Annotated in this window: 17 protein-coding genes; 8 read left to right on the forward strand and 9 right to left on the reverse strand. The window is 73.7% G+C overall.

Going from position 1 to position 23,709, the window contains the following annotated elements; genetic code table 11:
* Window positions 1-60: 60 nt before the first annotated feature.
* A complete protein-coding gene (locus OJ962_RS06110) occupies window positions 61-402 on the forward strand; it encodes a hypothetical protein (protein WP_202956224.1) in 342 nt (113 codons plus the stop codon).
* Here OJ962_RS06110 and OJ962_RS06115 read toward each other — a convergent pair.
* The 3 genes from OJ962_RS06115 to dapB form a co-directional block, all read right to left on the reverse strand.
* A complete protein-coding gene (locus OJ962_RS06115) occupies window positions 368-2,506 on the reverse strand; it encodes a heavy metal translocating P-type ATPase (RefSeq protein ID WP_202956225.1) in 2,139 nt (712 codons plus the stop codon). The genes OJ962_RS06110 and OJ962_RS06115 overlap by 35 nt on opposite strands.
* Window positions 2,503-2,862, reverse strand: coding sequence for an ArsR/SmtB family transcription factor (locus OJ962_RS06120; RefSeq protein ID WP_202956226.1), 360 nt, complete (start codon window positions 2,860-2,862; stop codon window positions 2,503-2,505). Before OJ962_RS06120 ends, OJ962_RS06115 begins: the two co-directional genes overlap by 4 nt.
* Window positions 2,863-2,998: 136 nt before the next feature.
* Window positions 2,999-3,823 (reverse strand): 4-hydroxy-tetrahydrodipicolinate reductase, encoded by an 825-nt coding sequence (gene dapB, locus OJ962_RS06125; RefSeq protein WP_202956227.1) that lies wholly within the window; start codon window positions 3,821-3,823, stop codon window positions 2,999-3,001.
* Between the two features lie 88 nt (window positions 3,824-3,911).
* Here dapB and OJ962_RS06130 point away from each other — a divergent pair, with 88 nt between their 5' ends.
* On the forward strand, window positions 3,912-4,859 hold the full coding sequence (locus OJ962_RS06130; protein ID WP_202956228.1) for an arsenic resistance protein: 948 nt from the start codon (window positions 3,912-3,914) through the stop codon (window positions 4,857-4,859).
* A gap of 11 nt (window positions 4,860-4,870) precedes the next feature.
* Entirely contained in the window at window positions 4,871-5,755 is an 885-nt protein-coding gene (locus OJ962_RS06135; protein WP_202956229.1) for a hypothetical protein, read from the forward strand.
* Here OJ962_RS06135 and OJ962_RS06140 read toward each other — a convergent pair.
* Window positions 5,739-6,572, reverse strand: a complete 834-nt coding sequence (locus OJ962_RS06140) for an EamA family transporter (RefSeq protein ID WP_407697496.1) — start codon at window positions 6,570-6,572, stop codon at window positions 5,739-5,741. The genes OJ962_RS06135 and OJ962_RS06140 overlap by 17 nt on opposite strands.
* Before the next feature lie 139 nt (window positions 6,573-6,711).
* On the opposite strand from OJ962_RS06140, the gene OJ962_RS06145 reads away from it, so the two are divergent.
* The 3 genes from OJ962_RS06145 (at window position 6,712) to OJ962_RS06155 (ending at window position 12,773) form a co-directional block, all read left to right on the forward strand.
* On the forward strand, window positions 6,712-7,752 hold the full coding sequence (locus OJ962_RS06145) for an LLM class flavin-dependent oxidoreductase (protein WP_202956231.1): 1,041 nt from the start codon (window positions 6,712-6,714) through the stop codon (window positions 7,750-7,752).
* The gene (locus OJ962_RS06150; RefSeq protein WP_202956232.1) at window positions 7,749-8,384 is read left to right on the forward strand and encodes an NADPH-dependent F420 reductase; all 636 of its coding nucleotides are present in this window, start codon (window positions 7,749-7,751) and stop codon (window positions 8,382-8,384) included. The genes OJ962_RS06145 and OJ962_RS06150 overlap by 4 nt, the downstream gene beginning before the upstream one ends.
* Window positions 8,385-8,495: 111 nt before the next feature.
* Window positions 8,496-12,773, forward strand: a complete 4,278-nt coding sequence (locus OJ962_RS06155) for a ThuA domain-containing protein (RefSeq protein ID WP_202956233.1) — start codon at window positions 8,496-8,498, stop codon at window positions 12,771-12,773.
* 54 nt (window positions 12,774-12,827) lie between these two features.
* On the opposite strand, the gene OJ962_RS06160 is transcribed toward OJ962_RS06155, so the two are convergent.
* Window positions 12,828-13,205: a nuclear transport factor 2 family protein gene (locus OJ962_RS06160; protein ID WP_202956234.1), complete on the reverse strand. Its 378-nt coding sequence runs from the start codon at window positions 13,203-13,205 to the stop codon at window positions 12,828-12,830.
* A 79-nt stretch (window positions 13,206-13,284) separates the two neighbouring features.
* On the opposite strand from OJ962_RS06160, the gene OJ962_RS06165 reads away from it, so the two are divergent.
* On the forward strand, window positions 13,285-13,875 hold the full coding sequence (locus OJ962_RS06165; RefSeq protein WP_202956235.1) for a DUF998 domain-containing protein: 591 nt from the start codon (window positions 13,285-13,287) through the stop codon (window positions 13,873-13,875).
* Between the two features lie 77 nt (window positions 13,876-13,952).
* Here OJ962_RS06165 and OJ962_RS06170 read toward each other — a convergent pair whose 3' ends face one another.
* From OJ962_RS06170 to OJ962_RS06180, 3 genes are all read right to left on the reverse strand, one after another.
* A complete protein-coding gene (locus OJ962_RS06170) occupies window positions 13,953-16,826 on the reverse strand; it encodes a BTAD domain-containing putative transcriptional regulator (protein ID WP_202956236.1) in 2,874 nt (957 codons plus the stop codon).
* Window positions 16,827-16,867: 41 nt separating this feature from the next.
* A complete protein-coding gene (locus OJ962_RS06175; protein ID WP_202956237.1) occupies window positions 16,868-17,587 on the reverse strand; it encodes a collagen-like protein in 720 nt (239 codons plus the stop codon).
* 64 nt (window positions 17,588-17,651) lie between these two features.
* Window positions 17,652-20,381, reverse strand: a complete 2,730-nt coding sequence (locus OJ962_RS06180) for an ATP-binding protein (RefSeq protein WP_202956238.1) — start codon at window positions 20,379-20,381, stop codon at window positions 17,652-17,654.
* A 1-nt stretch (window position 20,382) separates the two neighbouring features.
* Between OJ962_RS06180 and OJ962_RS06185 the strand changes: the two genes are divergently transcribed.
* Entirely contained in the window at window positions 20,383-23,163 is a 2,781-nt protein-coding gene (locus OJ962_RS06185) for an AAA family ATPase (protein ID WP_202956239.1), read from the forward strand.
* Here OJ962_RS06185 and OJ962_RS06190 read toward each other — a convergent pair.
* Window positions 23,160-23,696, reverse strand: coding sequence for an RNA polymerase sigma factor (locus tag OJ962_RS06190; protein WP_202956240.1), 537 nt, complete (start codon window positions 23,694-23,696; stop codon window positions 23,160-23,162). The genes OJ962_RS06185 and OJ962_RS06190 overlap by 4 nt on opposite strands.
* Window positions 23,697-23,709: the final 13 nt, after the last annotated feature.

The following is a 23,709-nucleotide window of genomic DNA, read 5'->3' on the forward strand; positions in this document are numbered from 1 at the left end:
AGGGAGCGTCTGTCATCGGGGCCTTGACTTGAAGTCGGGTTCAAGGTTCACGGTAGTCGTATGACCGCCGAGATCCCCATCGCTTGCACGCTGTCTCCGGACGGGTTCACCGCCCGTGTGGGCCTGATCGCCGCCCTTGCGACCGACGGCGTGCTCGAGCGCACGAGCACCGAGACCGGGTTGCGCGTCCGGCTGCGCGACACGCCGGAGATCGAGCGGCGCACCCGCGAGCTGGTGGCCGCGGAGTCGCGCTGCTGCGCGTTCCTCACGTTCGAGCTCCGCCGCCACGACGACTCGCTGATCCTCGACATCTCCGGCCCGGTCGGTGCGCGCCCCGTGATCGAGCAGTTCTTCGCCGACGCTTCGGCTAAGACGGCGGCCGCAGGAGTCGCATGGCGTTGAAGGTCACGAGCAGCGACATGCCCATGTCGGCCGCCACCGCGACCACCAGGGTCACCGCCCCGAACGGCGCGAGCAGGACGAACACCGCCTTGATCGCCAGGGACGCGACGACGTTGGCGCGCATGATCGCGAGCGCGCGACGAGCCTGGCGGAGCGCTTCCGGAAGGCCGTCGAGGCGGTCGGACATGAGCGCGACGTCGGCGCTCTGGATCGCGACGTCGGAGCCGGCCGCCCCCATCGCGATACCGACGCGGGCGGCCGCGAGCGCCGGAGCGTCGTTGACGCCGTCGCCGACCATGGCGACCGCGCCGGTCTCCCGTTCGAGCGCGACGACGTGGTCCAGCTTCTCGGCGGGCAGGAGGCCCGCGCGGATCTCCGCGATGCCGGCGGTCGCGGACACCGCCCGAGCGACGGGTTCGCTGTCGCCGGTGAGCATCACGACCCGCTGCACTCCGGCCGCACGCAGCCGGTCGGCGAGGCCGGCCGCCTGAGCGCGCGGTTGGTCGGCGAGCGCGAAGAGCGCGAGCAGCCGGTCGCCCTCGCCGAGTCCGATGACCGTCTGACCGGCCTCGTGCAGCGCAGCGAGCTCCGGCGGGGGCGAGCCGAGCCGTTCCTGCATCAGGCGAGGCCCCCCGGCCCAGAGCTCCCGCCCGCTGACGACGGCGCGTGCTCCGCGTCCGGGCAGGGCCTCGAAGGCCTCGGCGCTCGGCACGCGCACCCCGCGCTCCCGTGCGGCGCGACGCAGCGCGGCGGCAAACGGGTGCTCCGAGCCGGCCTCGACCGCGGCGACGAGCGCCAGGGCAGCCCATTCGTCGTCGGCGACCACCCGCTGCAGCTGGGGAAGCCCGAGTGTGAGCGTTCCGGTCTTGTCGAGCGCGACGACACGCACACGGCCGAGGTCCTCGAGCGCCTGGCCGCTCTTGATGAGAATGCCCCGGCGCGCGGCGCCGCCCACGGCCGACACCACGGCGACGGGGACGGAGATCACGAGCGAGCACGGGCACGCGACGATCAGCAGCGCGAGCGCCCGGTAGACCCACGTCCCCGCATCGCCGCCGAACGCGACCGGCACGGTGGCCAGCGCCAGCGCGGCCACGAAGACGATCGGGGTGTAGACGCCGGCGAAGCGATCGATGAAGCGCTCGGCCGGCGCTCGGCTGCCCTGCGCCGCTTCCACGAGCGACGCGACGCGGGACAAGGTCGACGCCGCCGCCGGCCGCAGCGTCCGCGCGACCAGCACGCCGGTGGTGTTCAACGTCCCGGCGAACAGCTCGTCGCCCGGGACCTTGTCGACGGGCACGGACTCGCCGGTCAGCAGCGCCTGGTCGACGCTGGAGGCGCCCGAGACGACTTCGGCGTCCAGCGGGATGCGCTCGCCGGGGCGGATGCGGATCTCCGCCCCGACGTCCACCGTACCGACGTCCACCAGCCGCTCCTCGCCCCCGGCGACCACGCGCGCCCGCGCGGGCGCGAGGTCGAGCAGCGAAGCCACCGTGCGTCGGCTGCGGTCGAGCACCATCGCCTCCAGCCCGGTGCCCACGGCGAACAGCACGAGCACCCACGCGCCCTCGGCGTACTCGCCGATGCCCACCGCGCCGAGCGCCGCCAGTGCCATCAACACGTTCATGTCGAGCCGGCGCCGTCGGAGAGCCAAGGCCGCGGCGCGGGCGATGGGCCAGCCGCCGACCGCCATCGAGCCCAGGTACAGCGGCTCGGCGACGGCGCGTGGGGCCGAGAGCAGCGAGGCGATCACCGCCACGACGAGCAGCGTCAGAGCCGCGGTGGTCGAGAGCGCGCGGGCGTCACGGCGCCAGAACGGTCCGCCGTCCGCCTGGACCGCACGCGCGGCCGGATGCGCGCGATACCCGGCGCGGGCGACGGCCCCGGTGATGGCCGCGTCGGGCGCATCGCCGGCAACCGCCAGGGAGCCGTTGCCGAAGGACACCTGCGCGGCGCTCACGCCGTCGAGCGCCGCGACGGCCTGCTCGACGGTCTTCGCGCACGCCCCGCAATCCATGCCCTCGACCCGGAACCGCCGCGTCCCCACCGAAGCCGGCTCCGGCTCGGCGAGGACGGGCGCCATCGGCAGCTCGATCGGCTTCATGCGCTCACGCGGTCGAGTTCCCGGTACGCCGCCGCCAGGGCGAGCCCGAGCTCGGTCAGCTCGTACATGACCATCCGCCCGTCGCGACGCGAGCGAGCGGCGCCCAGGCTCTTCAGCTGTCGAAGATGGTGCGAGACGAGCTTCTCCTCGCGGCCCACCACCCACGAGAGGTCGCACACGCAGCATGAGCCGCCGTCTGCGAGCGACAGCAACACAGACAGCCGCGTCGCGTCGGTGAGCGCCTTGAACGGTGCGGCGCCGGCCTCCAGCTCCTCCGGCGAGGGCAGCGCCTGGCGCAGCGCCTCCGCCTTCGGGAGATCGAGACAGAGGAGATCGCAGGAGTCGTCGCCGGCCATGCCGACGACCCTACCTACATTCGTATGGATATGCGAATGGCGGCGCCTTCGATGCCTGAGGTCGCGCTCGCGCCGGGCGCTTCGTGCCGTACGTCGGTCGTCTTTCCCCGCCGGCCGGGGGATACGAACCGAGGGCTCAGAGGGTCGAATCCTCTCGGGCGCCCTCGTCGTTGAGGAGCAGGCGGTCCAGCCCACGGATCAGGCCCACGTGGCCGCGGGCGCGGCGGACGGCGAGCAGCACGCCGTTGACGTAGGGCTGGGCGGTGCCGCCGGCGTCGTGGCGGATGCTCAGGCGCTCGTCCTCGCCGCCGAAGACGATCTCGGTCGAGACGATGAAGCTGGGCAGGCGGACGGAGTGGATCTGGCTGCCCGCGATCGTCGCGCCGCGCGCGGACGGGTGCCCGGCGACCTGGTCGACCGGGAGGTCGACCTGCGGCGCGCCGACCTCGGCGAGGCGTTCGGCGAGCTCGAAGCTCGTGCCGCTGGGCGCGTCGGGCTTGGTCGACTTGGCGTAGTCGATGATCTCCCAGTGGGTGAGGTGGCGGGCGGCGAGCTCGGCGCCCGCGAGCATCATCGCCGCGGTGAGGCTGAAGTTGCCGGACGCGACCGCGCCGACGCCGGCGGTCCGGGCGGCGGCGTCGATCTCGGCGAAGTCCGCGGCGGTCAGGCCGCTGGAGCCGATCACGACCGCGACGCCGCGCTCGATCGCGGCCAGCGCGACCGCCTTGGCGGCCGCGTGCGAGGTGAACTCGACGAGCACGTCGACGCCGTCGAGGGCCTCCTCGACGGTGGCGAACACCGGGACGCCGAGGTCGTCGACACCCAAGGCGGCGCCCAGGTCCCGGCCGGCGCTGCTGCGGGCGATCGCGGTCTTGAGGTTCACGTCGGGCGCGGCGAGGGCGCCGAGGGCGATGGCGCGGCCGGTCCAGCCGGTCGCGCCGGCGAGGGCGAGGTTGGTCATGGTCTCAGAGGTCGGAAGGGCGTAGCGCCGAGACTACGGAACGAGACGTGCGGGGCACCGCGTCTGCGCCGTGTCGCATGCTGTTCGCGTGACCGCCGTCGAGCGCCACCAGGTCGCCCTCTATCTCGGCGCGCTGCTCGCGGGCGCGCTGATCGGGCTCCTCGCGCCCGGCGCCGACGGCGTGTTCGAGGCGCTGATCTACCCGGTGCTGGGCGCGCTGCTGTACGCGACCTTCCTGCAGGTCCCGTTCACCGCCCTGCGCGCGGCCTTCGCCGACCGCCGGTTCCTGCTCGCCGCGCTGACGCTCAACTTCGTGGTCGTCCCGCCGGTCGCGTTCGCGCTCGCGCAGCTCGCCCCGGGAAACACGGCGGTGGAGCTGGGCGTGCTGATGGTGCTGCTGACCCCGTGCATCGACTACGTGATCGTGTTCACGCGCCTGGCCGGCGGGAGCGACCGGCGGCTGCTGGCAGCCGCGCCGCTGCTGATGCTCGCGCAGATGGCGCTGCTGCCCGCCTACCTGTGGCTGTTCCTCGGCTCCGAGCTGGCGGACATCGTCGAGCCCGGGCCGTTCCTGGAGGCGTTCGCGCTCCTGATCGCGCTGCCGCTCGCGCTCGCGTGGGCGACCGAGGCCCTGACCGACCGGGCACACGCCGCCGCCCGGCTGAAGGCCACCGTCGACCGGCTCCCCGTCGCGCTGATGGCGCTCACGCTGCTCGTGGTCGTCGCCTCGCAGTTCCCGCGCGTGCGCGACGACATCGGCGAGATCGCCGGCGTGATCTGGCTCTACGTCGCGTTCCTCGTGGTCATGGGCCTCATCGGCTGGGTCCTCGCCCGTGCGTGGCGCCTCGAGCCCGACGCCGCCCGCGCGCTCGTGTTCACGGGCGCGACCCGCAACTCCCTCGTGGTGCTGCCGCTCGCGCTCGCCCTGGGAGACGAGTACGCGCTCACGGCCGCGGTGATCGTCACGCAGACGCTCGTCGAGGTGCTCGGCATGGTCGCGTACGTGCGCGCGGTGCCGCGCCTGGTCCCGGCGTAGCCTTCCTCGCGATGGCGCTGCACGTCACCAACGGCGACTCCACGGTGCCCGAGCTGCGCGCGACGGGCCTCGCGCCGCACATCCTCCCGTGGCGCGACGCCCTGCACGAAGGCCCGGTGCCCGAGCAGGACCTGCGGCGCGCCCGCGCCCACTTCCTCGGGATCGAGGAGGAGGAACTGGCCGGGCGCGATCGCACGCTGGACGAGCTCGACGAGTTCGTGCTGTGGTTCGAGGCCGACCTCTACGACCAACTGCAGCTGATCGAGATCCTCGCGCGCCTCCACGCACGACGCGTCCCGGCGGACCGGATCGCGCTGGTCTGCATCGGCGAGTTCCCGGGCATCGCGCACTTCGGCGGCCTGGGAGAGCTCACCGCCGCTCAGCTCAGCACCCTCCCGCGCCTCCCGCTCACCGACGCCGCGCTCGAGCACGCCACCCGCGCCTGGGCCGCGTTCCGCGCCCCCGAACCGACCGGCCTCGCCGCCATCGCCACCCACCACCACCCCGAGCTGCGCTTCCTCGCCGAAGCCTTCGACCGCCTTGGCCGCGAGTACCCGTCGACCCGCGACGGGCTCTCACTCAGCGAACGGCGCCTGCTCGCCGCCGTCGCGGCGGGAGCCCGCACCCGCGGCGACGCGTTCCTGCGCGCCGCCGCGCGCGAGCCGCGCCCGTTCATGGGCGACACCTGGGCCTTCGACCGCCTCGACCGGCTCGCCGCCGGTCCGCACCCGCTCCTCGACGGCCTCGAGCTGACCGACCTTGGTCGCGACGTCCTCGAAGGTCGCGCGGATCACGTCGCCCTCAACGGCATCGACCGCTGGATCGGCGGCGTTCACCTCACCGCCGACCGCTGGCGCTTCGACGAGGGCACCGAAACGGTCACGCGCCGCGCGTAGCGCCCGCCGACGCGGCGACCACGCACAGCACCGCCACCCACTGCGACCAGCTCAGCGTCTCGCCGAGCAGCGCCAGCCCGATCAGTGCGGCCGCCGCCGGCTCGAGGCTCATCAGGATCCCGAATACGCGCGGCGGCATGCGGCGCAGCGCCTCCAGGTCCAGCGTGTACGGGATCACCGAGGACAGCAGCGCGACACCGAGCCCGGCCGCCAGCACCCACGGCTCCAGGAGCGCCGTCCCGCTGTCGGCGACGCCGACCGGCACGGCCACCGCCGCGGCGACGACCATCCCGAGCGCCAGGCCGTTGCCCTCCGTGGTGTGACGCCCCAGGGCTGCGCCGACCACGATGTACAGCCCCCAGAACGCGCCCGCGGCGAGCGCGAGCAGCACCCCCACGGTGTCGAGCGCTCCGCGGCCCTCCATCAGCAGCACGACCCCGCCGCCCGCGAGCAGCACCCACACGCCGTCCAGCCAGCGCCGCGAGCCGGCCAGCGCCACCGCCAGCGGCCCGAGGAACTCGATCGTGACGGCGATGCCCAGCGGCAGCCGGTCCAGCGACAGGTAGAAGCACAGGTTCATCAGGCCGAGGACGAGCCCGTACGTGAGCACGACGGTCCACGCGCGCCGCTCGATCCGCAGCGAGGGCCGCCACAGCGCGAGCAGCACCGCGGCCGCGAAGCACAACCGCAGCGCCACGGTGCCGAAGCTGCCGACCTCGTCGAAGAGCTGCTTGGCCAGCGCGGAGCCGACCTGCACGCTCAAGATCCCGAGCAGGACCAGCGAGGCTGCCGGGATGCGCCCGGCGAGCGCGGTCAGGGCAGACCACGTCGGCGTGTGCCGCGAGTTCCCCTGTCGACGCTCATGTGAGAAGTGTCCCCCGTCGGGCGAGGTTGTGCACGCAACTATCTCCGCCTATACTTGTCGTAGCAACCACCTTCGGAACGGCGGCTCTCCCATGACTGACATCGTCTTCGGCCTCGACAACTTCGGTGATGTCCCGGAGGACGACTCCGGCACCCTGGTCACACACGCGGCGGCGATCCGCCAGGTCGTCGACGAGGCGGTCCTGGCCGACAAGCTCGGCATCGACGTGATCGCGCTGGGCGAGCACCACCGCCCCGAATACTCGATCTCCACGCCCGAGACCGTCCTCGCCGCGATCGCGGCGCGGACCGAGAACATCAAGCTGGCGTCCGGCGTCACCGTGCTCAGCTCCGACGACCCGGTGCGGGTGTTCCAGCGCTTCGCGACGGTCGACGCGGTCTCCAACGGGCGCGCGCAGGTGATCCTCGGGCGCGGCTCGTTCACCGAGTCGTTCCCGCTGTTCGGCTACGACCTGGCCGACTATGACACGCTCTTCGAGGAGAAGATCGCCCTGTTCGTGCAGCTGCTGAGCGAGCGGCCGGTCACGTGGGAGGGCACGACGCGCGCGCCGCTGGTGAACGCCGACGTGTTCCCGAAGACCGAGTCCGGGCGCCTGGATACGTGGGTCGGCGTCGGCGGCTCGCCGCAGTCGGTCATCCGCGCGGCGCACTACGACCTCCCGCTCATGCTCGCGATCATCGGCGGCTCGCCGGAGCGCTTCGCGCCCTACGTCGACCTGTACCGCCGCGCCACGGAGCAGTTCGGCACGACGGCGCACCCGGTCGGCATGCATTCGCCCGGCTTCATCGCCGACACCGACAAGGAAGCGATCGACCTCTTCTATCCGCACTACAAGATCCAGCGCGACCGGATCGGGGCCACGCGCGGCTGGCCGCCGCTGCGCCGCCACGAGTTCGACGAGGAGGTCGCGCACGGCTCGCTGTACGTCGGCTCGCCCGAGACCGTGGCGCGCAAGATCGCGAAGGCGATCAGCGCCCTCGACGTCGGCCGCTTCGACCTGATCTACACCGTCGGCGCGCAGCCCGCGAGCGCCCGTATGCGTGCGGTCGAGCTCTACGGCTCGGAGGTCATCCCGATGGTGCGCGAGCTGCTCCCGGTGGCGGCGCGATGACGATCGGCATCATCGGCGCCGGCAAGCTCGGCACGGTGCTGGCCCGCCTCGCCGTCGCGGCGGGCCACCGGGTGCTGATCGCGAGCTCGGGCGATCCCGACCGGATCGCGCTGATCGTCGAGGTGCTGACGCCGGGCGCGGTCGCCACCACCGCGCGCGACGCCGCCGCCGAGGCGGACGTCGTGATCCTCGCGCTCCCACTCGGCAAGTTCCGGACGCTGCCCGCCGACGCGTTCGCCGGCAAGCTCGTGATCGACGCGATGAACTACTGGGAGGAGGTCGACGGCGTGCGCGACGACCTCACGGACCCGCGGACCTCCTCCAGCGAGACGGTGCAGGCCTTCCTGCGCGAGTCGCGGGTGGTCAAGGGCTTCAACCACATGGGCTACCACGACCTCGAGGAGGGCGCGCGGCCCCCGGGCGCGCCGGGACGCAAGGCGATCGCGATCGCCGGCGACGACGCTGAGGACGTCGCCGCCGTCGCCGCGCTGGTCGATCAGCTCGGCTTCGATCCCGTCGTCGCGGGCACGCTCGCGGACGGCGCCAACCTCGGGCCGGGGCGCCCGATGTTCGGCGCCAATGCGACGGCGCTCGAGGTCCGCGAGTTGCTCGCCCTCTCAGCCGCCCCGTAGGACATCGTCTGTTTGTCAGACATTGACACAACCACCGCGCCCGGATAGGTTCGGCTTCTCATACAACAAACAAGGGCGCCCTCGGGTGGCGCCCCTGTGAGGGGGAGAGGGATGCGGAGGAGAATCGCAAGCCTGGCGCTGCTGGGCCTTGCTTTCGCGCTGCCGGATGCAGCGTCGGCCAAGGTCGAGGCGCAGGCCGCTGCGCCGCCGAACGTGCTCGTGGTCACGAGCACCAGCGACGAGGTCACGACGGCCGGCCTGGCTGCGATCAACGCGGCCGCGGCGGGCGACACGTTCACCGTGACGGCGCCCGCGCCGAGCGCCGTCGGAGCTGAGCTCACGCCGGAGAAGCTGGACACCTATCGCGCGGTGGTGTTCCTGAACACGGGCCAGACGAGCCCGTTGACCGACGCCCAGAAGGCCAACTTCGAGGCGTACTTCAAGAAGGGTGGCGGCTTCGTCGGCATCGGCTCGGCGATCGAGACCGACGCGTCGTGGTCGTTCCTGACCGACGTGCTCGGCACCCGCTCGACGAGCCGCACCGAGCTCCAGAGCGGCTCGGTGAAGGTCTTCGACCGCGTGCACGACGCGAGCAAGGACCTCCCGCTGGTCAGCGACCGCACCGACCACTGGTACAACTTCATCACCAACGATCCCGCGCGGCGGATCCGCGGCAACGCGCACGTCCTCGCGTCGGTCGTCGAGGACCCGTTCGGCCCGCAGCCCCAGGGCCAGACCCTGGACGGCATCGCCGGCGGCACCATGGGCGCCGACCACCCGATCTCCTTCTGCAAGGACTACCTGGGTGGCCGCTCGTTCTACACCGCGCTCGGCAACACGGCCGCGGCGTTCGACGCGAACCTCACGACGCACCTGAAGGGCGCGATCAAGTGGGCGACGGGCAACAGCGACCCGACGTACAGCGACTGCGGCGCCACCGTCTGGAAGAACTACCAGCAGACGAAGATCGGCTCGCCGCCGAACCTGCAGGAGCCGATCGGCTTCGACCAGCTGCCCGACGGCCGCGTCCTGCAGACCGACCGCCTCGGCTCGCTGCGCCTGCACGACGCCAAGACGGGCCGGACCACGGTGATCGCCGACTTCGCGAACCCGCGCCTGCCCTCGACGCAGCGCATCTACTCCGCGGGCGAGGACGGCCTCTACGGCCCCGCCGTGGACGCGAACTTCGCCACCAACAAGTGGGTCTACCTCTTCTACTCCCCGCAGACGGTCACGGACGTCAAGCTGTCCACAGGTCAGGTCGTCACGCAGACCACGCCCAACACGGCGCCGCCGAACTCGGCGCCCTCGAAGACCGCGTGGGACCCCTACGTCGGCTACCACCAGCTCAGCCGCTTCAAGTTCGTCGAAGGCACCGCGACCACCGATCCGCGCCTGGACCTGACCACCGAACAGCAGATCCTGCGCGTCCCGATGAACCGGCAGGAGTGCTGCCACGTCGCGGGTGACATCGACTTCGACAAGCACGGCAACCTGTGGATGGTCACGGGCGACGACACGCCGGCCGGCGGTATCAACGCCAACGGCTGGGGCCCGTTCAACTCGCAGAAGACCGACGAGCAGCAGACTGTGCGCGTTACCGGCGCGACGGCCGGCACGTTCACGCTGACCTACGAGGGCCAAACGACCGCGCCGCTCGCCTTCAACGCGACCGCCGCACAGGTCGACGCCGCCCTGGAGGCGCTCTCCAACATCGAGGAGAACGAGATCCAGACCAGCGGCGGCCCCGTGCAGACCGGCAACGTCAACGTGTTCTTCCGCCGCGGCAAGCAGCAGGCCAACCAGACGCAGATCACCGCCGACGGCGCCGCGCTCACCGGCGGCACCGTGGCGACGACGACCGCGCAGGAGGGCGGCTGGTACCAGCGCCTCACCGGCGACGCCCGCCGCAGCTCGCTCAACACCAACGACCTGCGCGGCAAGATCCTGCGCATCAAGGTCAAGGACGACTTCGCCGCCGCCGACGCCAACAAGGCCGACTTCACCGGCAGCGGCGCCGGCGCCTACACGATCCCGGCCGGCAACCTGTACCCGCTGGTCGCGGGCGCGCCGCAGGCCAAGACGCGGCCCGAGGTCTACGCGATGGGCTTCCGCAACCCGTTCCGCATCCAGGTGGACGAGAACGACGTCGCGTATGTCAGCGACTACTCGCCGGACGCGAGCTCGCCGGCGCGCGGCCGCGGTCCGGGCGGCGTCGGCCGCTTCGAGATCGTCCGCAAGCCGTCCAACTACGGCTGGCCGACGTGCTACAAGCGCGACCTCGCGTACTACGAGTGGAACTTCCACGAGTTCGCGCCGAACACCTCCAACGCGGGCACGCCGCTGCACAACCCGCCCAAGCTGCACGAGTGCGACGGGCCGACGCAGCGCAACGACTCGCTCTGGAACCTCGAAGGCGGCCCGACGGTCGAGCCCGGCCTCACCGAGGTGCCGCCGGTGACCAACCCGGACATCTGGTACTCCTACCAGGACAACCCGAACCTCAGCGGGGCCAATCCCCGTCTGGTCGGCCTCGGCACGCCGTGCCAGGCCAACTACGCGCCGACGGCGGGCACCCCCGCCCCCGGTTCGGCCACCGAGTGCCCGCGGCTGTTCCCCGAGCTCTACAGCGGCGGCGTCGGCCCGCACGGCATGACGAAGTACAAGTACGACGCGGCCAACCCGAACCCGAAGAAGTTCCCGCCGTACTACAACGACGCGGTCGTCTTCGGCGAGTGGACGCAGGACACCCTGCGTGAGATGCGCCTGGACGAGCAGGGGCGGATCGTCAAGATCAACGGCTTCCTGGACTGCGGTCCCGTCAACCTGGCGAACCCGCCGATGTTCGAGTGCGACAACCCGATGGACATGCAGTTCGGGGCCGACGGGGCGTTCTACCTGCTGACCTACGGCAACGGGTTCAACGTCATCAGTCCGCAAGCCGGCATGTACAAGTGGGAGTACAGCAAGGGCAGCAAGACGCCCAAGGCCGTGCTCACGGCGGACAAGACCGACGGCGCATCGCCGCTGACGGTCAACTTCTCCAGCGCCGGTTCGATGGATCCCGACCCGTTGGACTCGATCCGCTACGAGTGGGACTTCGGTGACGGCTCGCCGATCTCGACCGAGGCCAACCCGACGCACACCTACACGCAGCGCGGCCGCTTCACCGCCGTGCTGACGGTGATCGACTCCACGGGCGAGCGGGCGTCGACGAGCACGCTCATCACGAGCGGCAACACGGCGCCGACGATCACGATCGAGGCGCCGCTCGACGGCGGCGTGTTCTCCTTCGGCGACGAGCTGGCGTTCAAGGTCACGGTCACCGATCCCGAGGACCCGACGATCGACTGCAGCAGGGTGCAGGTCAAGTACGTCCTCGGCCATGACCAGCACGGCCACGAGCTGCAGAGCGTCTCAGGCTGCACCGGGCTCCTGCAGACGGGCGTGGACGAGGCGTCGCACGGCGGCAACGTGTTCGCCGTCATCAGCGCCGAGTACGTCGACACGGGCGCCGCGGGCGACGTGCCGGCGCTCAAGACGACCAGCCAGGTGCAGCTCCGCCAGCGGCGCCAGGAGGTCGAGCTGGCCACGTCGCAGTCCGGCACGTCGAATCAGAACCAGGCCCAGTTCCCGGCCACCGCGGACGTGCCAGTCGGCACGCACCGCAGCAACATCTCCAACAACGACTGGGTCCGGTTGAACGGCCCGTTCAACCTGCACCAGATCGACGGCCTGACGGTCCGCTACACGGACGCCGCGGCCGGGCGGACGGTCAACTCACCGCTTGCGGCGATCGAGGTCCGCACGGGCTCGCAGACAGGCCCGCTCGTGACCACGATGAACCTGACCTCGACGGGTGCGACCAACGCGTGGAAGAGCGAGAAGTTCCCGATCTCCCTGGCGGGCAAGCACGAGCTGTTCCTCGTGTTCCGCGAGGTCGCAGGCGGCGCGACGGGCGGCAGCCTGTTCCTGCTCAACTGGGTGCACTTCGAGGGCAACGGCGTCACGGTCCAGAAGGTCGAGGCGCCGGGCACCGCCACCGGCACCGTGCCGCCGACGCTCTCGCTGTCGCTCGGCGCGCCGGCGTCGTTCGAGCCGTTCATCCCGGGTGTCACCAGGACCTACGAGGCGAGCACCACGGCCGACGTGATCTCGACGGCGGGTGACGCGACGCTGTCGGTGTCCGACCCCGGGCACATGACCAACGGCGCGTTCACGCTGGCGAAGCCGCTGCAGGTCGCCTTCTCCAAGTCGACCTGGAACGCACCCGTCTCCAACGACCGGGTGACGGTCACGTTCAAACAGGACATCGGCGACAAGGACCCGCTTCGCACGGGCACCTACTCCAAGACGCTGACGTTCACGCTGTCGACCACGAACCCGTAGCAAGGGGGTAGACCGCGGCGGCCCCCTGGTCAGGGGCCGCCGCGGTTGCCGTGGCTATTGCGTGGTCTGCCGGCCGAGCTCGCGCGGATGGAAGTAGGCCATGAAGCGCGCGATGCCGCCGTCGCCGAACTCCATCACGGAGACGCCGGCGTACTCGACCGAGCCGCCGTCGCGGGCCGTGCCGTGCCGCGTCCACTCCAGCGCCGCGCGGTCGCCGTCGACGATCACGTTGCGGAACTCGGATCGCACCTCGTCGAAGAGCTTGCGGTCGTCCTGCCAGAAGCCGCGGGCGCCGTCCTTGCCGTGGTGGTCCTCGCCGACCGTGACGTTCTGCAGCGTGCAGTCGTCGGCGAACAACTCGACGAGCGGCTCAAGGTCGCGCTCGCTCTCAAGGCGCCCGAGGGCGTCGATGAACTGGTCAGTCGCGCTCATCACCGGATGTTGCCCAGCGGCGTGACCGGCGCGGTGCCAGGTCGCGCGCGCCCTCGCCGCGGCCGGGTACAGGGCGCAGATGCGGCGGATCGTGCTCGGTGGCATCGCGGCGTTCGTGGGCCTCGTCGCGCTCGAGCACCTGCTGCGCACCGACCTCCCGCCGGGCGAGCACTTCGTCAGCGAGTACGCGGTCGGCTGGACGCGGCCGGTCCAGACGGTGGCGTTCCTGGCGTGGGCGGCGGCCACCGCGGCCTGCGCGCTGCTCGCCGCGCGCGTGCCCTGGCGCCCGATCGCGCGCGGGCTCGTCGTCCTCATGCTCGTGGCCGCGACCGCCGGGCTGCTCGTCGCGGCGGTGTGGACGACCGAGACCGTGGGCGGGCAGCTGCCGTCTGACGTGCAGCGCACGCTCGGCGGACGCCTGCACGACCTCGGCACGCTCGGCATCCTCGCCGGGTTGCTGCTCGCCGCGTTGACGTCGCTGCGTTTGATCGCGAACACGCGCTACCGGCTGACGGTGCTGGCGCTCGGCGTCGCGTTGGTGGCGATCGTCCCCGCGCTGATCGCGTTGCGCCTGGATGCACCCGGCATCGGCCAGCGCGGCTTCATCCTCGTCGGGCTCGCGTGGCAGCTGGCGTTCGCATCCCGGGCCGAGCAGATGGGTAGCGCATGAGCCATGAACAAGTTGATGAAGCTCTTCGCCGCCAAGAAGGCGTACGACTGGTACCGCAGGCGCAGCGCCCGGCGCCGCTAACGCGCGAGTTCTACCGTCGTCGCCACGCGCCGGAAGCGCCCGGTCGCGTGGCTCGGCCGCACGCGGCGGCCCTCGGCCTCGAGCGCGCTGTACGCCGCTTCACCGAGCGCGAGGCGCGCGTTCGACAAGGCCCGCTCGTGGATCGCGGCCACTGAGGCCCACGCCGGCGCGCCGATCTTCTCGTGCAGCTCGGCGGACGTGCCGGCCAGCCGCGCGGCGTCGATGTGCCGGCCATCCAGCGCCGCCTGGGCGGAGAGCCCGGCCAGCGCCTCGGCGGCGTTGAACTGGTCGCCGACGTGGCGAGCCAGCGCGAGGCAGTCCTCGAAGCCGCGCCGGGCCGCCTCGCCGCTGCCGCGGACGAGGTCCAGCCAGGCGTTGTCGAGCAGCGGCTCCACCAGGCAGCGGTCGTCGCCGAGCCGGCGGCGCAGCTCGACAGCCTCGCCCAGCCGCTGCTCCGCGCGCTCCATCCGCCCGTGCACGAGGTCGTAGAAGCCCTGCTCGCCGAGCGCGGTCGCGACGCCGTACAGGTCGCGCACCCGGCGGTAGAGCGTGTACGCCTCGTCGGCCATGGCGATCGCGCGCTCCCAGTCCTCGGCGCGCTCGCACGCGCCCGCCAGCGCCAGCAGCGCGTCGGCGAGCAGGCCCGGGTCGCGCAGGCCGCGCGCGATCGCGACCGCCGTGTCGCACAGCCGGGCCGCCGCGGGGGAGCGCGTGAGCGCGGCGCGGCGCCCGAGCGCGGTCAGCACGCGCGCGACCAGGGCCGCGTCGCCGAGGTCCTGGGCGACGGTGAGCGCCTGCTCGAGCGGCGCCTCGGCCTCGGCGAACCGTCCCTGGGAGATCGCGAGCTGCCCGTCCCAGTACAGCGCGGCCGCGCGTCGCACGCTCGGCCCGGGGTCGTAGGCCGCGAGCGCCTGCTTGAGCCAGGTGCGGACCTCGTGCGCGTGCGCGTCCCACGGCAGCGTCCGGGCGAACGCGATCGCGATCCGCAGCGCGTACTCGGACGCGCCGGCCCGCAGCGAGCGCTCGAACGCGAGCCGCAGGTTCCCGCGCTCGCGCGCGAGGCGGGCCAGCCACACGCGCCGGTCGGTGCGCGCCGCCTCCAGCGCCGCGCGTTCGGCGTAGGTGAGGAAGAAGGTCGCGTGGCGGCGCACCAGCGGCTCGAGGTCTTCCGCCTGCGAGGCGGCGAACTCGCGCACGGAGTCGAGCATCGCGATCCGCGGCTGCGCGTCCTCGCCGGCGTCGACGATCACGAGCGACGTGCGGTCCATGATGCCCGCCAGCAACGCCTCGGCGGGCGCGCCCGCGTCGCAGACGGCGAGCACCGCCTCCAGCGACGCGCCGCCCTCGAACACGCTCAGCTGCGAAAGCAGCGTGCGGTGCGGGGGATCGAGCACCTCCCAGGACCACTCGAGCGTCGCGCGCAGGGAGCGCTGCCGGTCGGGCAGGTCGCGCGGACCGCAGCTCAGCAGCTCGAGCCGGTGCTCGAGCCGCTCCAGCAGCGCGGGCAGTGACAGCAGCCGCGCGCGGTCGGCGGCGAGCTCGATCGCGAGCGGGAGCCCGTCGAGGCGCTCGCAGATCCGGGTCACGACCGCCTCGTCGTGGTCCACGGACCAGCCGCGGCGGGAGGCGGCCACGCGCGCCTTGAACAGCGCGGCGGCGTTGGAGACCGCGAGCGGCTCGACGCGGTAGGCATGCTCGACGGTCAACCGCAGCGGCGCGCGGCTCGTGACCAGCACGGTGAGGTGGCCGACGATGGTGAGCAGCGGCGCGACCTGCCCGGCGTCGCGCAGGAAGTGCTCGAAGCCGTCGAGCACGAGCAGCGTCTTCGCGCCGGAGGTCGTGCGGGCGAGCTCGTCGCCGAGCTCGGCCGGCGTCTCGGCCGCCAGCCCGAGCGCGCCCGCGACGGCGGGGACGAGGCGTGCGTCGACGCCCGCGAGATCGACGTAGCCGATGCCGCCCGGGAAGCGCCCGCTGACGGCCCGCGCGGCTTCGACCGCGAGCCGCGTCTTTCCGACGCCGCCGGCGCCGACGAGTGTCAGCAGGCGAACATTCGGCCCGGTGAGGAGCGCGGCGATCTCCGCCAGCTCGCCCTCGCGCCCGATCGTCGCGTTGGCCGGCGCGGGCAGCGGGGCGGCGAGCACGTTGGCCGGCGTCTCGGCGTCGAGCCCGGGGTCGTGGGCGAGGATCATCGCCTCCAGCCGGCGCAGCTCGGGCCCGGGCTCCAGGCCCAGCTCGTCGACGAGCCGCCGCCGGCCCTCGCGCATGACCTCGAGTGCCTCGGCCTGGCGGCCCGTGCGGTAGAGCGCGAGCATCAACCGCCCGCGCAGCCGCTCGCGCAGCGGGTGCTCGGCCACGAGTGCGCGTAGCTCGGCCACCTTCTCACCGGCCTGCCCGCGCTCGAGCTCGGCCGCCAGGTGCTCCTCGGTGGCCTCGAGCCGGAGCTCCTCGAGCCGCTCGATCTCGCCCTGCGCGAAGTCGTCGAAGCGATGGTCGGCGAGCGCGTCGCCGCGCCACAACGCCAGCCCCGCGGCGAACTCGCCCTGGCCGCTGAGCGCCTCGAAGCGGCGGCTGTCGATCGCGTCGCGGTCGATCTCGAGCGCGTACCCAGGGCCTTTGCGGCGCACGGGCAGCGCTTCGCCCAGCCGCGCCCGCAGGCGGGACACCTGCTTCTGAAGCGCCTGGTCGCGGCCCTCCGGCGGCTGGTCGCCCCAGACGGTGTCCACGAGCGCGTCGACGTTCACCGGCTCCGGCGCCCGCAGGGCGAGCGCGACGAACAGCCGCCGCTGCTTGGGACCCTCGAACTCGACACGGCGATCCCCGGCCACGACCTCCAGTGGCCCGAGCAGGTTGACCTGGATCCCGGTGTTCATGGGAAGAACACCGGGACCGTAACCGCCCGGGCGGGCGGGCGCTAGTCGACCTTGCCGACCCGCGTGGTGATCAGGCGCGGCTCGGTGACGGTGGCGAACTGGCCGCCGTCGGTGGAGTCGCAGTTGAGCTCGATCGTCGCGCCGTCGGTGTGCGTGGCGCCGACCACGCTGATGGCCGCCTTCTGGTTGTCGGCGAGGGACACGACGACCTCGCCGAGCGTGGCGGTCAAGTCGCCGACCGGCTCGAGGATCGCGCACGTGAACTCGCCGTCGGAGCCGCTCGTGTTCTCGATGCCGGCGGACGCCATGAACGTGTAGTCGCCGGCCGCCAGCGTCTCGGTGAGGACGGTGTGCGAGGCGGCGGGGATGCCGACGTTGTGCGTCGCCTTCTCGGCGATGAACGCGTTGCTCGGGCCGATCGGGCCCTGCGGGCCGGCGGGGCCGGTCTTGCCCTCGGGGCCGGCCGGGCCGACCGCGCCGGCGGGGCCGGTCTTGCCCTCGGGGCCGGCGGGCCCGGCGGGGCCCGCGGGCAGCTGGCCGGCCTTGAAGTCGGCCGCGAGCAGCGTGCCGTTCTTGACCTTGGCGCTGGTCACGGCGTTCGATGCGAGGTCGGCCGACTTGACGCCGCTGTTGCGGATCTGGGTCGAGCTGACGCTGTTCTTGGCCAGCGTGGCCGCGGCGTAGGACGTGCCGCCGAACGACGCGACGAGCGCGGTGACGGCGACGACCATGGCGGGGGAGGGGCGGAGCGTCTTGAACATGGGGAGAGCCTTTGGGGAGGAGTGGCTGTTGCTGCTCCCTAAGACGCGCCCGGTCCGCGCGGCCTTACGCGAGTTCTTCGACCGCGCTCTGCAGCGCCCCGGCGAGCTCGCCGCGCGAGGAGATCCCGAGCTTGGAGTAGGCGCGGGCGAGGTGGTTGTCGACCGTCTTGGTGGTCACGAACAGCAGCTGCGCGATCTCGCGATTGCTGTGCCCGCTCGCCGCCAGCTCGGCGACGCGCCGCTCGCTCGGCGTGAGCGCCTCGGGGCCGCTGAACATCAGCCGGCGCGGACGCCCGCCGGCGACCACGAGCTCGTCGTGGGCGCGCCGCACCAGCGCGTCGGCGCCGCAGCGGCGCGCCAGCTCGAGCCCTTCCCGCAGCGGCTCGCGGGCGGCGGCGCGCTGGTTCGTCCGCCGCAGCGCGCCCCCGAGGTCGACGAGGCAGCGCGCGTGCTCGAGCCGCGCGGGCGAGTCCGCCAGCACGTCGGCGGCGGCGCGCAGCGCGTCCGGCGTGCTGCCGTGCGCGAGCGCGTGTGCGTGGAGCGCGACGCCGAGCGCCGACGCGGTACCCCAACGGCGCGCGAGCTCCAGCTGCTCGTCCACGAGCCGGGACGCCTCGGCGTGCGCGCCGCGCTGGCGCAGGCAGTCGGCCGCGCCCAGCCGCCACGGGTCGCCCGGGTTGCGCAGGCGGATGCGGGCGGAGCGCTCGCCGAACTCGGTGAAGTCGGCCAGCGCCTCGTCGTAGCGACCCTGCGCGGCGCGCAGCACCCCGCGGGCGTAGAAGGCGGGGTTCAGGCACACGAACTCGGGCAGCGAAGGGCCGCAGCCGCTCTCGGCGATCGCCCGCTCGGCACCTTCGAGGTCCCCGCGGGCGACCAGCGCCAGCGCGAGCGTGCCGAACAGCGGCGGGCGCACGAACGCGGACAGGCCCGGTAGCACCGCGGCGGTGCGGGCCTCCTGCTCGGCGGCGGTGACGTCCCCGCGCTGCCACGCGATCAGCGCGCGCAGCGCGCACGAGGTGGAGACGCCGAACACGGAGCCACGGGCGCGCGCGTCGGCCAGTGTGTCCTCGAGCACCTCCAGGGCGAGCTCGTGCGCGTCGGCGTACGTGAGCACCCACAGCGCCTCGTAGATGGGGATCGAGTCGAGCGCGTCCGCGGCCTGTGCGCGCGCGTCGGCCAGTGCGCGGCGGCCGTGCTCGACCGTCTCGGCCGCGGTTCCCGCCGCCCACTTCCAGCAGGCGACGTTCGCGAGCTGCAGGCCCTCGCCGGGCGTCGCGCCCTCGAGCTGCTCGAAGCGGGCCAGGCGGCCGTTGGCGCGGCCGACCGTCGCGGGGTTGAGCAGGCCGATCGAGCTCAGCGCCGCCTCCATCCGCCATACGTCCTCGGGGTCCGCGGCGCCGCGGGCGAGCTCGATCTCGCGTTCGAGCAGCTCGTAGGCCTCGACGAGCCGGCCCGAGACGAAGATCGCCTGGTGCAGCGCGAGCGCGCGGGCCGGCCGCCGCTTGGGGTCGGGCGTGCGCGCGAGCGCCTCGCGCAGGTGCTCGGTGGCCGCCTCGAGGTCCTCGCCGCAGCACCACTCCGCCTCGCCGAGCGCGCTCAGGATCTCGCCCACCGTGCCCGGCTCCGGCGGCTCGCGCAACGCGCGACGCAGGTACTCGCGCGCGGTCTCCGGCGCGCCCTGGTGCAGCGCGCGCGTGGCGGCGGCGCGCAGCAGGCGCACGACCTCGGCGTCCCCGGCCGGCTCGGTCGCCAGCAGATGCGGCGCGACGAGCTCGGGGCGCAGACCCGCCGCGCGCAGCAGCGTCGCCGCACGGGCGTGCAGGTCGGCCCGCTCGGCGTGCGTCATCTGCTCGCGGACGGCGCCGCGCACCATCGTCTGGGCGAAGCCGAGCGGCCGGCCGGGCTTGAGGAACCCCGCCTCCACCAGCGCCTCCACCGCGGCCGGGGCGTCCGGGACCTGGGCCAGCGCGGCGACGTGCCGGAGCTCGGCGTGGCCGTCGAGCACGGCCACGGCGCGGGCCACGGCCGTCGCGGCGGCGGGCAGGCGGGCGAGCCGCAGCAGGACGGAGGCCATCAGCGTGCGCGAGGTCTCCGCGGGCGCGCGGGCGAACTCCTCCAGCAGGAACGGGATGCCGCCGGTGGCGCGCTCGGCGGCGGCGACGAGCTCGGGCGCGCCGAGGAACGCCGCGATGCCCTCGGTGGAGAGCGGCGGCAGCGGCACGACGGTGTCGGCGGCGACGGTCAGCTCGTCCAGCAGCGGTGCGCGCTCGCCGGAGCGCACGGTGACGACGATCGCGATCGCCTGTCCCTCGAGCCGCGTGGCGAGGTACAGCAGCGCGCGCAGGCTGGCGGGGTCCGCGAGGTGCGCGTCGTCGACCGCGAGCAGGACCGGCTCGAAGCCGGCGGCGAGCCAGTGCAGGCCGTGCAGGACCGAGAACGGGGCGTCGACGACCGCCGGGGCCTTGCCGTCGAGGCCGAGCGCGGGCGCGGCGAGCACGGCGGCGTCGCTGAGCAACGCGGCGCGGCGGTCCGCGGACGCGCTCAGCAGCTCGCGTTCGAACAGCTGGCGGATCACGCCGAACGCGAACGCCTGCTCGAGCTCGCTGGCACGCGCGGCGAGCACGGTCATCCCGCGCTCGCGAGCGGCGCGGCGGGCGGCCTCCAACTCGGTGGAGCGGCCGATGCCCGCGGGGCCTTCGATCAGCACCAGCGAGCCGTTGCGGTCGAGCGCCCGGTCGAGCGCGGCGGCGACGCGCGCGCGCTGTTGATCTCGCTCGATCACCGTCGCGATCATAATGCGGACTCTGGTGCTACTGGAGCGGGGTGCGGAGGAGGCAGCGCTCGCGGAGGCCGTCGCGCGGGTCGCGCGCGGGTCCGGTGCCCTCGTGATCCTCGAGGCGGCGGGCGGCTTGGGCAAGACGAGCCTGCTGCGGGGCGCCGGGGCGGCCGCGCGTGAAGCCGGTCTGCGCGTGCTGCACGCGCGCGGCTCCGAGCTCGAGTCCGGGTTCCCGTTCGGGGTGGTGCGACAGGTGTTCGAGCCGTTGCTGTTCGGGGCCGCGGGCGAGGAGCGCGCGCGCTGGCTCGCGGGTGCCGCCGCGCTGGCGGGGCCGATGTTCGAGCCCGCGGCCGAGGGGGCGACCGCCGACCCCTACCAGCGGCTGCACGGCCTCTACTGGCTGACCGCGAACCTGTGCGACGACGGCCCGCTGGTGATCAGCGTCGACGACGCGCAGTGGGCGGACGAGCCGTCGCTGCAGTTCCTCGGCTTCCTCGCCCGGCGGGTGGAGGGGACGCCCGTCGGGCTGCTCGTCGCGACCCGGCCGATCAGCGACGTGACGCCGCCCGCGCTCACCCAGCTCGTCGCCGATCCCGCCGTTGAGGTGCTGCGCCCGCGCCCGCTCAGCAGCGAAGCCGTCGGCCGGCTGCTCGCCGCGCGGATCGGGACCGAGGCGGACGCGGCGTTCGTGCGCGCGTGCAGCAGCGCGACGCAGGGCAACCCGCTGCTGCTGAGCGAGCTGGCGCGGGAGGTGACCGCGCTCGGGATCGAGCCGACGGCGGCCGCGGCCGAGCGGGTGGAGGCGCTCGGCCCGCAGGGCGTCGCGACCGTGGTGCTGGCGCGGATCGCGCGCATGCCGGCCGCGGCGAGCGCGCTGGCGCGGGCGCTCGCGGTGCTCGGTGACGGCGCGTCGCTGCGCACCGCGGCGCAGCTCGCGCAGCTGGGCGAGGAGGCCGTGCCGGCGCTGCGCACGCTGCTCGCCGCGGAGGTCGTGGTCGAGGGCGAAGGCCTGGCGTTCGTGCACCCGATCGTGCGCGCCGCCGTGTACGAGAGCATCGCGGACCGCTCCGCGCTGCACTGGCGGGCAGCCCGCGTGCTCGAGGCGGCCGGCGACGCCGACGAGGCGATCGGCGCGCAGCTGCTCGCCGCGCAGCCCGCCGGCGATCCGTGGGCGGTGGAGCGGCTGCGGGCGGCAGCGGCGCGCGCGCTCGGGCTGGGCGACCCGCGCGGCGCGGTCACGCACCTGCGGCGCGCGCTCGCGGAGCCGCCGTCCGCACGGGGCGAGGTGCTGCTCGAGCTCGGCCGGGCGGAGGCGCGCGCCGGCGACCCGGAGGCGATCGCGCACCTGGAGCGGGTCATCGCGGAGACGTCGGACGCGCGGCTGGCGGCGCGGGCGGCGCTCGAGCTGGCGCCCGTGCTCAAGTTCGCGGGCGAGTCGGTGCGGGCGGTGGCGGTGGTCGAGCAAGCACTGGAAGGGCTGGACGATCCGGAGCTGCGCGAGCAGCTCGAGATCGAGCTGTTCGGGTCCGCGTACATCTCGATCGCGGCACGCAGGCTGCTCGCGCAGCGGCTGGCGGCGCTGCCCGAGCCGCCGGCGGTGCCGGCCACCGACTTCGACCGCTTCCGGCTCACCGGGATGGCGTTCGACGCGTTCGCCGCCGGCCGGCCCGCCGACGAGGTCGCCGACCTCGCCACGCGCGGGCTCGCCCATGGCTTGGCAACCGACCCCACCGCGGGCGGACACGCGTTCGTGTCCGGCGTGATCGCGCTGATGTTCGCCGAGCGCTACGACGACGCGGATCGCCTGTACTCGGGTGCGCTCGAGGACGCGCGGCGGCGCGGATCGGGGATCGCCTTCGCGACGGCGTCCAGCCTGCGCTCGCTCGTCGCCTACCGGCGCGGACGGCTCACGGACGCGCTCGCCGACGCGTCGGCGGCGCTGGAGTTGGCCGCGGACGTACACGGGTCCCAGGGCTTCCTGTCGGCAGCGCTCGGCACGCTCGTCTACACCGCGCTCGACCAGGGCACCGTGGACGCCGAGCTGGAGGCGCTGGTGGAGCGCTTCGTGCGCGAGGCGGCCGCCGATACGCTCCCGTACAGCCACGCCATGCACGCGCACGCGTGCCTGCGCGTGCACCGCGGCGAGCTCGAGGCGGCCTACCAGGAGCTGCTCGCGACCGGCCGCCGCGAGCTCGAGTGGGGTGCCCGCAACCCGGCGGTCACGCCCTGGCGCTCGACCGCCGCGCTCGTCGCGTACGAGCTGGGCGACGTGGCCGCGGCGCGGGAACTCGCGTTCGAGGAGGTGGACCTGGCGAGGGCGTTCGGCGCGCCGCGCGCGCTCGGGATCGCGCTGCGGGCCGCGGGGCTGGTGGCCGAGCGCGAGCAGGGCATCGCGCTCCTGGCCGAGGCGGTCGCCGTGCTGGAACGCTCGCTCGGCGCGCTCGAGCACGCGCGCGCGTTGATCGACCACGGGCTGCTGCTGGTGGCCGTGGGCGCGGACGCGCAGGCCCGAAAGCGGCTCACGGCCGGGCACGCGCTCGCGATCCGCTGCGGGGCGGCCGCGCTGGCCGCGCGGGCCGGCGTGACGCCCGAGCCGGTGCGCGACGCGCCGGCCGCCGCGGGGGCGCTGACGCCCGCGGAGGCCCGTGTCGCCCGGATGGCCGCCGACGGGATGACCAACCGCGACATCGCCCAGGCGCTGTTCGTGACCCAGAAGACGGTCGAGATGCACCTCGGCAGCGTCTACCGCAAGCTCGGTGTGCGCTCGCGCCGCGCGCTGCCGGACGCCCTCGCGGGCTAGGCGGCGACGGCGCCGCGGAGCGTCCGGCGCGTGCGGTGCAGCAGCTGGGCGACAGAGTTCGCGTTCATGCCGAGGTGATGCGCGACCTCGTCGTAGGTCAGGTCGCCGATCTCGCGCAGGACCCAGGCCGTGCGCTGGCGCTCGGACACCGTGGCGAGCGCGCGGTAGACGGCGTCGCGGGTGGCGGCGTCGATCACGGCCTGCTCGGGCTGCGCGCGCGGCTCGACCGGCTCCGGCACCGCCCCGGCCTCACGCAGCGCGTCGAGCGAGGCGTCGCCGCGCCGGCGGCGCTGCAGGTCGAAGCACGCGTTGCGGGCGGCCGCGAACACGTAGAAGCGCAAGCGGGCGTCGTCGCAGTGCGGGTCCACGCCCCGGCGGGCGAGGTTGGCGAACGTGTCCTGCAGCGCGTCGGCGGCGTCGTGCTCGCAGCCGAGCATGCGGACGCAGTAGCCGAACACGCGGTCGCCGTGGAGGGCGTAGAGGCGAGCGAGCGTCTCGTGGGTGAGGGGCTGGGCTTCCGTGCGATCGGTCATCACGGGGCGAGAT

The organism is Solirubrobacter deserti (genome assembly GCF_027587175.1).
In the GTDB taxonomy this organism is placed as follows: domain Bacteria; phylum Actinomycetota; class Thermoleophilia; order Solirubrobacterales; family Solirubrobacteraceae; genus Solirubrobacter; species Solirubrobacter deserti.

Coding starts and splice junctions, on each gene's coding strand:
- OJ962_RS06155 (WP_202956233.1), top strand. CDS start 8,496: ATGCGGAGGAGAATCGCAAGCCTGGCGCTGCTGGGCCTTGCTTTCGCG.
- dapB (WP_202956227.1), bottom strand. CDS start 3,823: ATGACCAACCTCGCCCTCGCCGGCGCGACCGGCTGGACCGGCCGCGCC.
- OJ962_RS06185 (WP_202956239.1), top strand. CDS start 20,383: ATGCGGACTCTGGTGCTACTGGAGCGGGGTGCGGAGGAGGCAGCGCTC.
- OJ962_RS06160 (WP_202956234.1), bottom strand. CDS start 13,205: ATGAGCGCGACTGACCAGTTCATCGACGCCCTCGGGCGCCTTGAGAGC.
- OJ962_RS06135 (WP_202956229.1), top strand. CDS start 4,871: ATGGCGCTGCACGTCACCAACGGCGACTCCACGGTGCCCGAGCTGCGC.
- OJ962_RS06120 (WP_202956226.1), bottom strand. CDS start 2,862: ATGGCCGGCGACGACTCCTGCGATCTCCTCTGTCTCGATCTCCCGAAG.
- OJ962_RS06190 (WP_202956240.1), bottom strand. CDS start 23,696: ATGACCGATCGCACGGAAGCCCAGCCCCTCACCCACGAGACGCTCGCT.
- OJ962_RS06180 (WP_202956238.1), bottom strand. CDS start 20,381: ATGATCGCGACGGTGATCGAGCGAGATCAACAGCGCGCGCGCGTCGCC.
- OJ962_RS06115 (WP_202956225.1), bottom strand. CDS start 2,506: ATGAAGCCGATCGAGCTGCCGATGGCGCCCGTCCTCGCCGAGCCGGAG.
- OJ962_RS06175 (WP_202956237.1), bottom strand. CDS start 17,587: ATGTTCAAGACGCTCCGCCCCTCCCCCGCCATGGTCGTCGCCGTCACC.
- OJ962_RS06110 (WP_202956224.1), top strand. CDS start 61: ATGACCGCCGAGATCCCCATCGCTTGCACGCTGTCTCCGGACGGGTTC.
- OJ962_RS06170 (WP_202956236.1), bottom strand. CDS start 16,826: ATGAACACCGGGATCCAGGTCAACCTGCTCGGGCCACTGGAGGTCGTG.
- OJ962_RS06145 (WP_202956231.1), top strand. CDS start 6,712: ATGACTGACATCGTCTTCGGCCTCGACAACTTCGGTGATGTCCCGGAG.
- OJ962_RS06165 (WP_202956235.1), top strand. CDS start 13,285: ATGCGGCGGATCGTGCTCGGTGGCATCGCGGCGTTCGTGGGCCTCGTC.
- OJ962_RS06150 (WP_202956232.1), top strand. CDS start 7,749: ATGACGATCGGCATCATCGGCGCCGGCAAGCTCGGCACGGTGCTGGCC.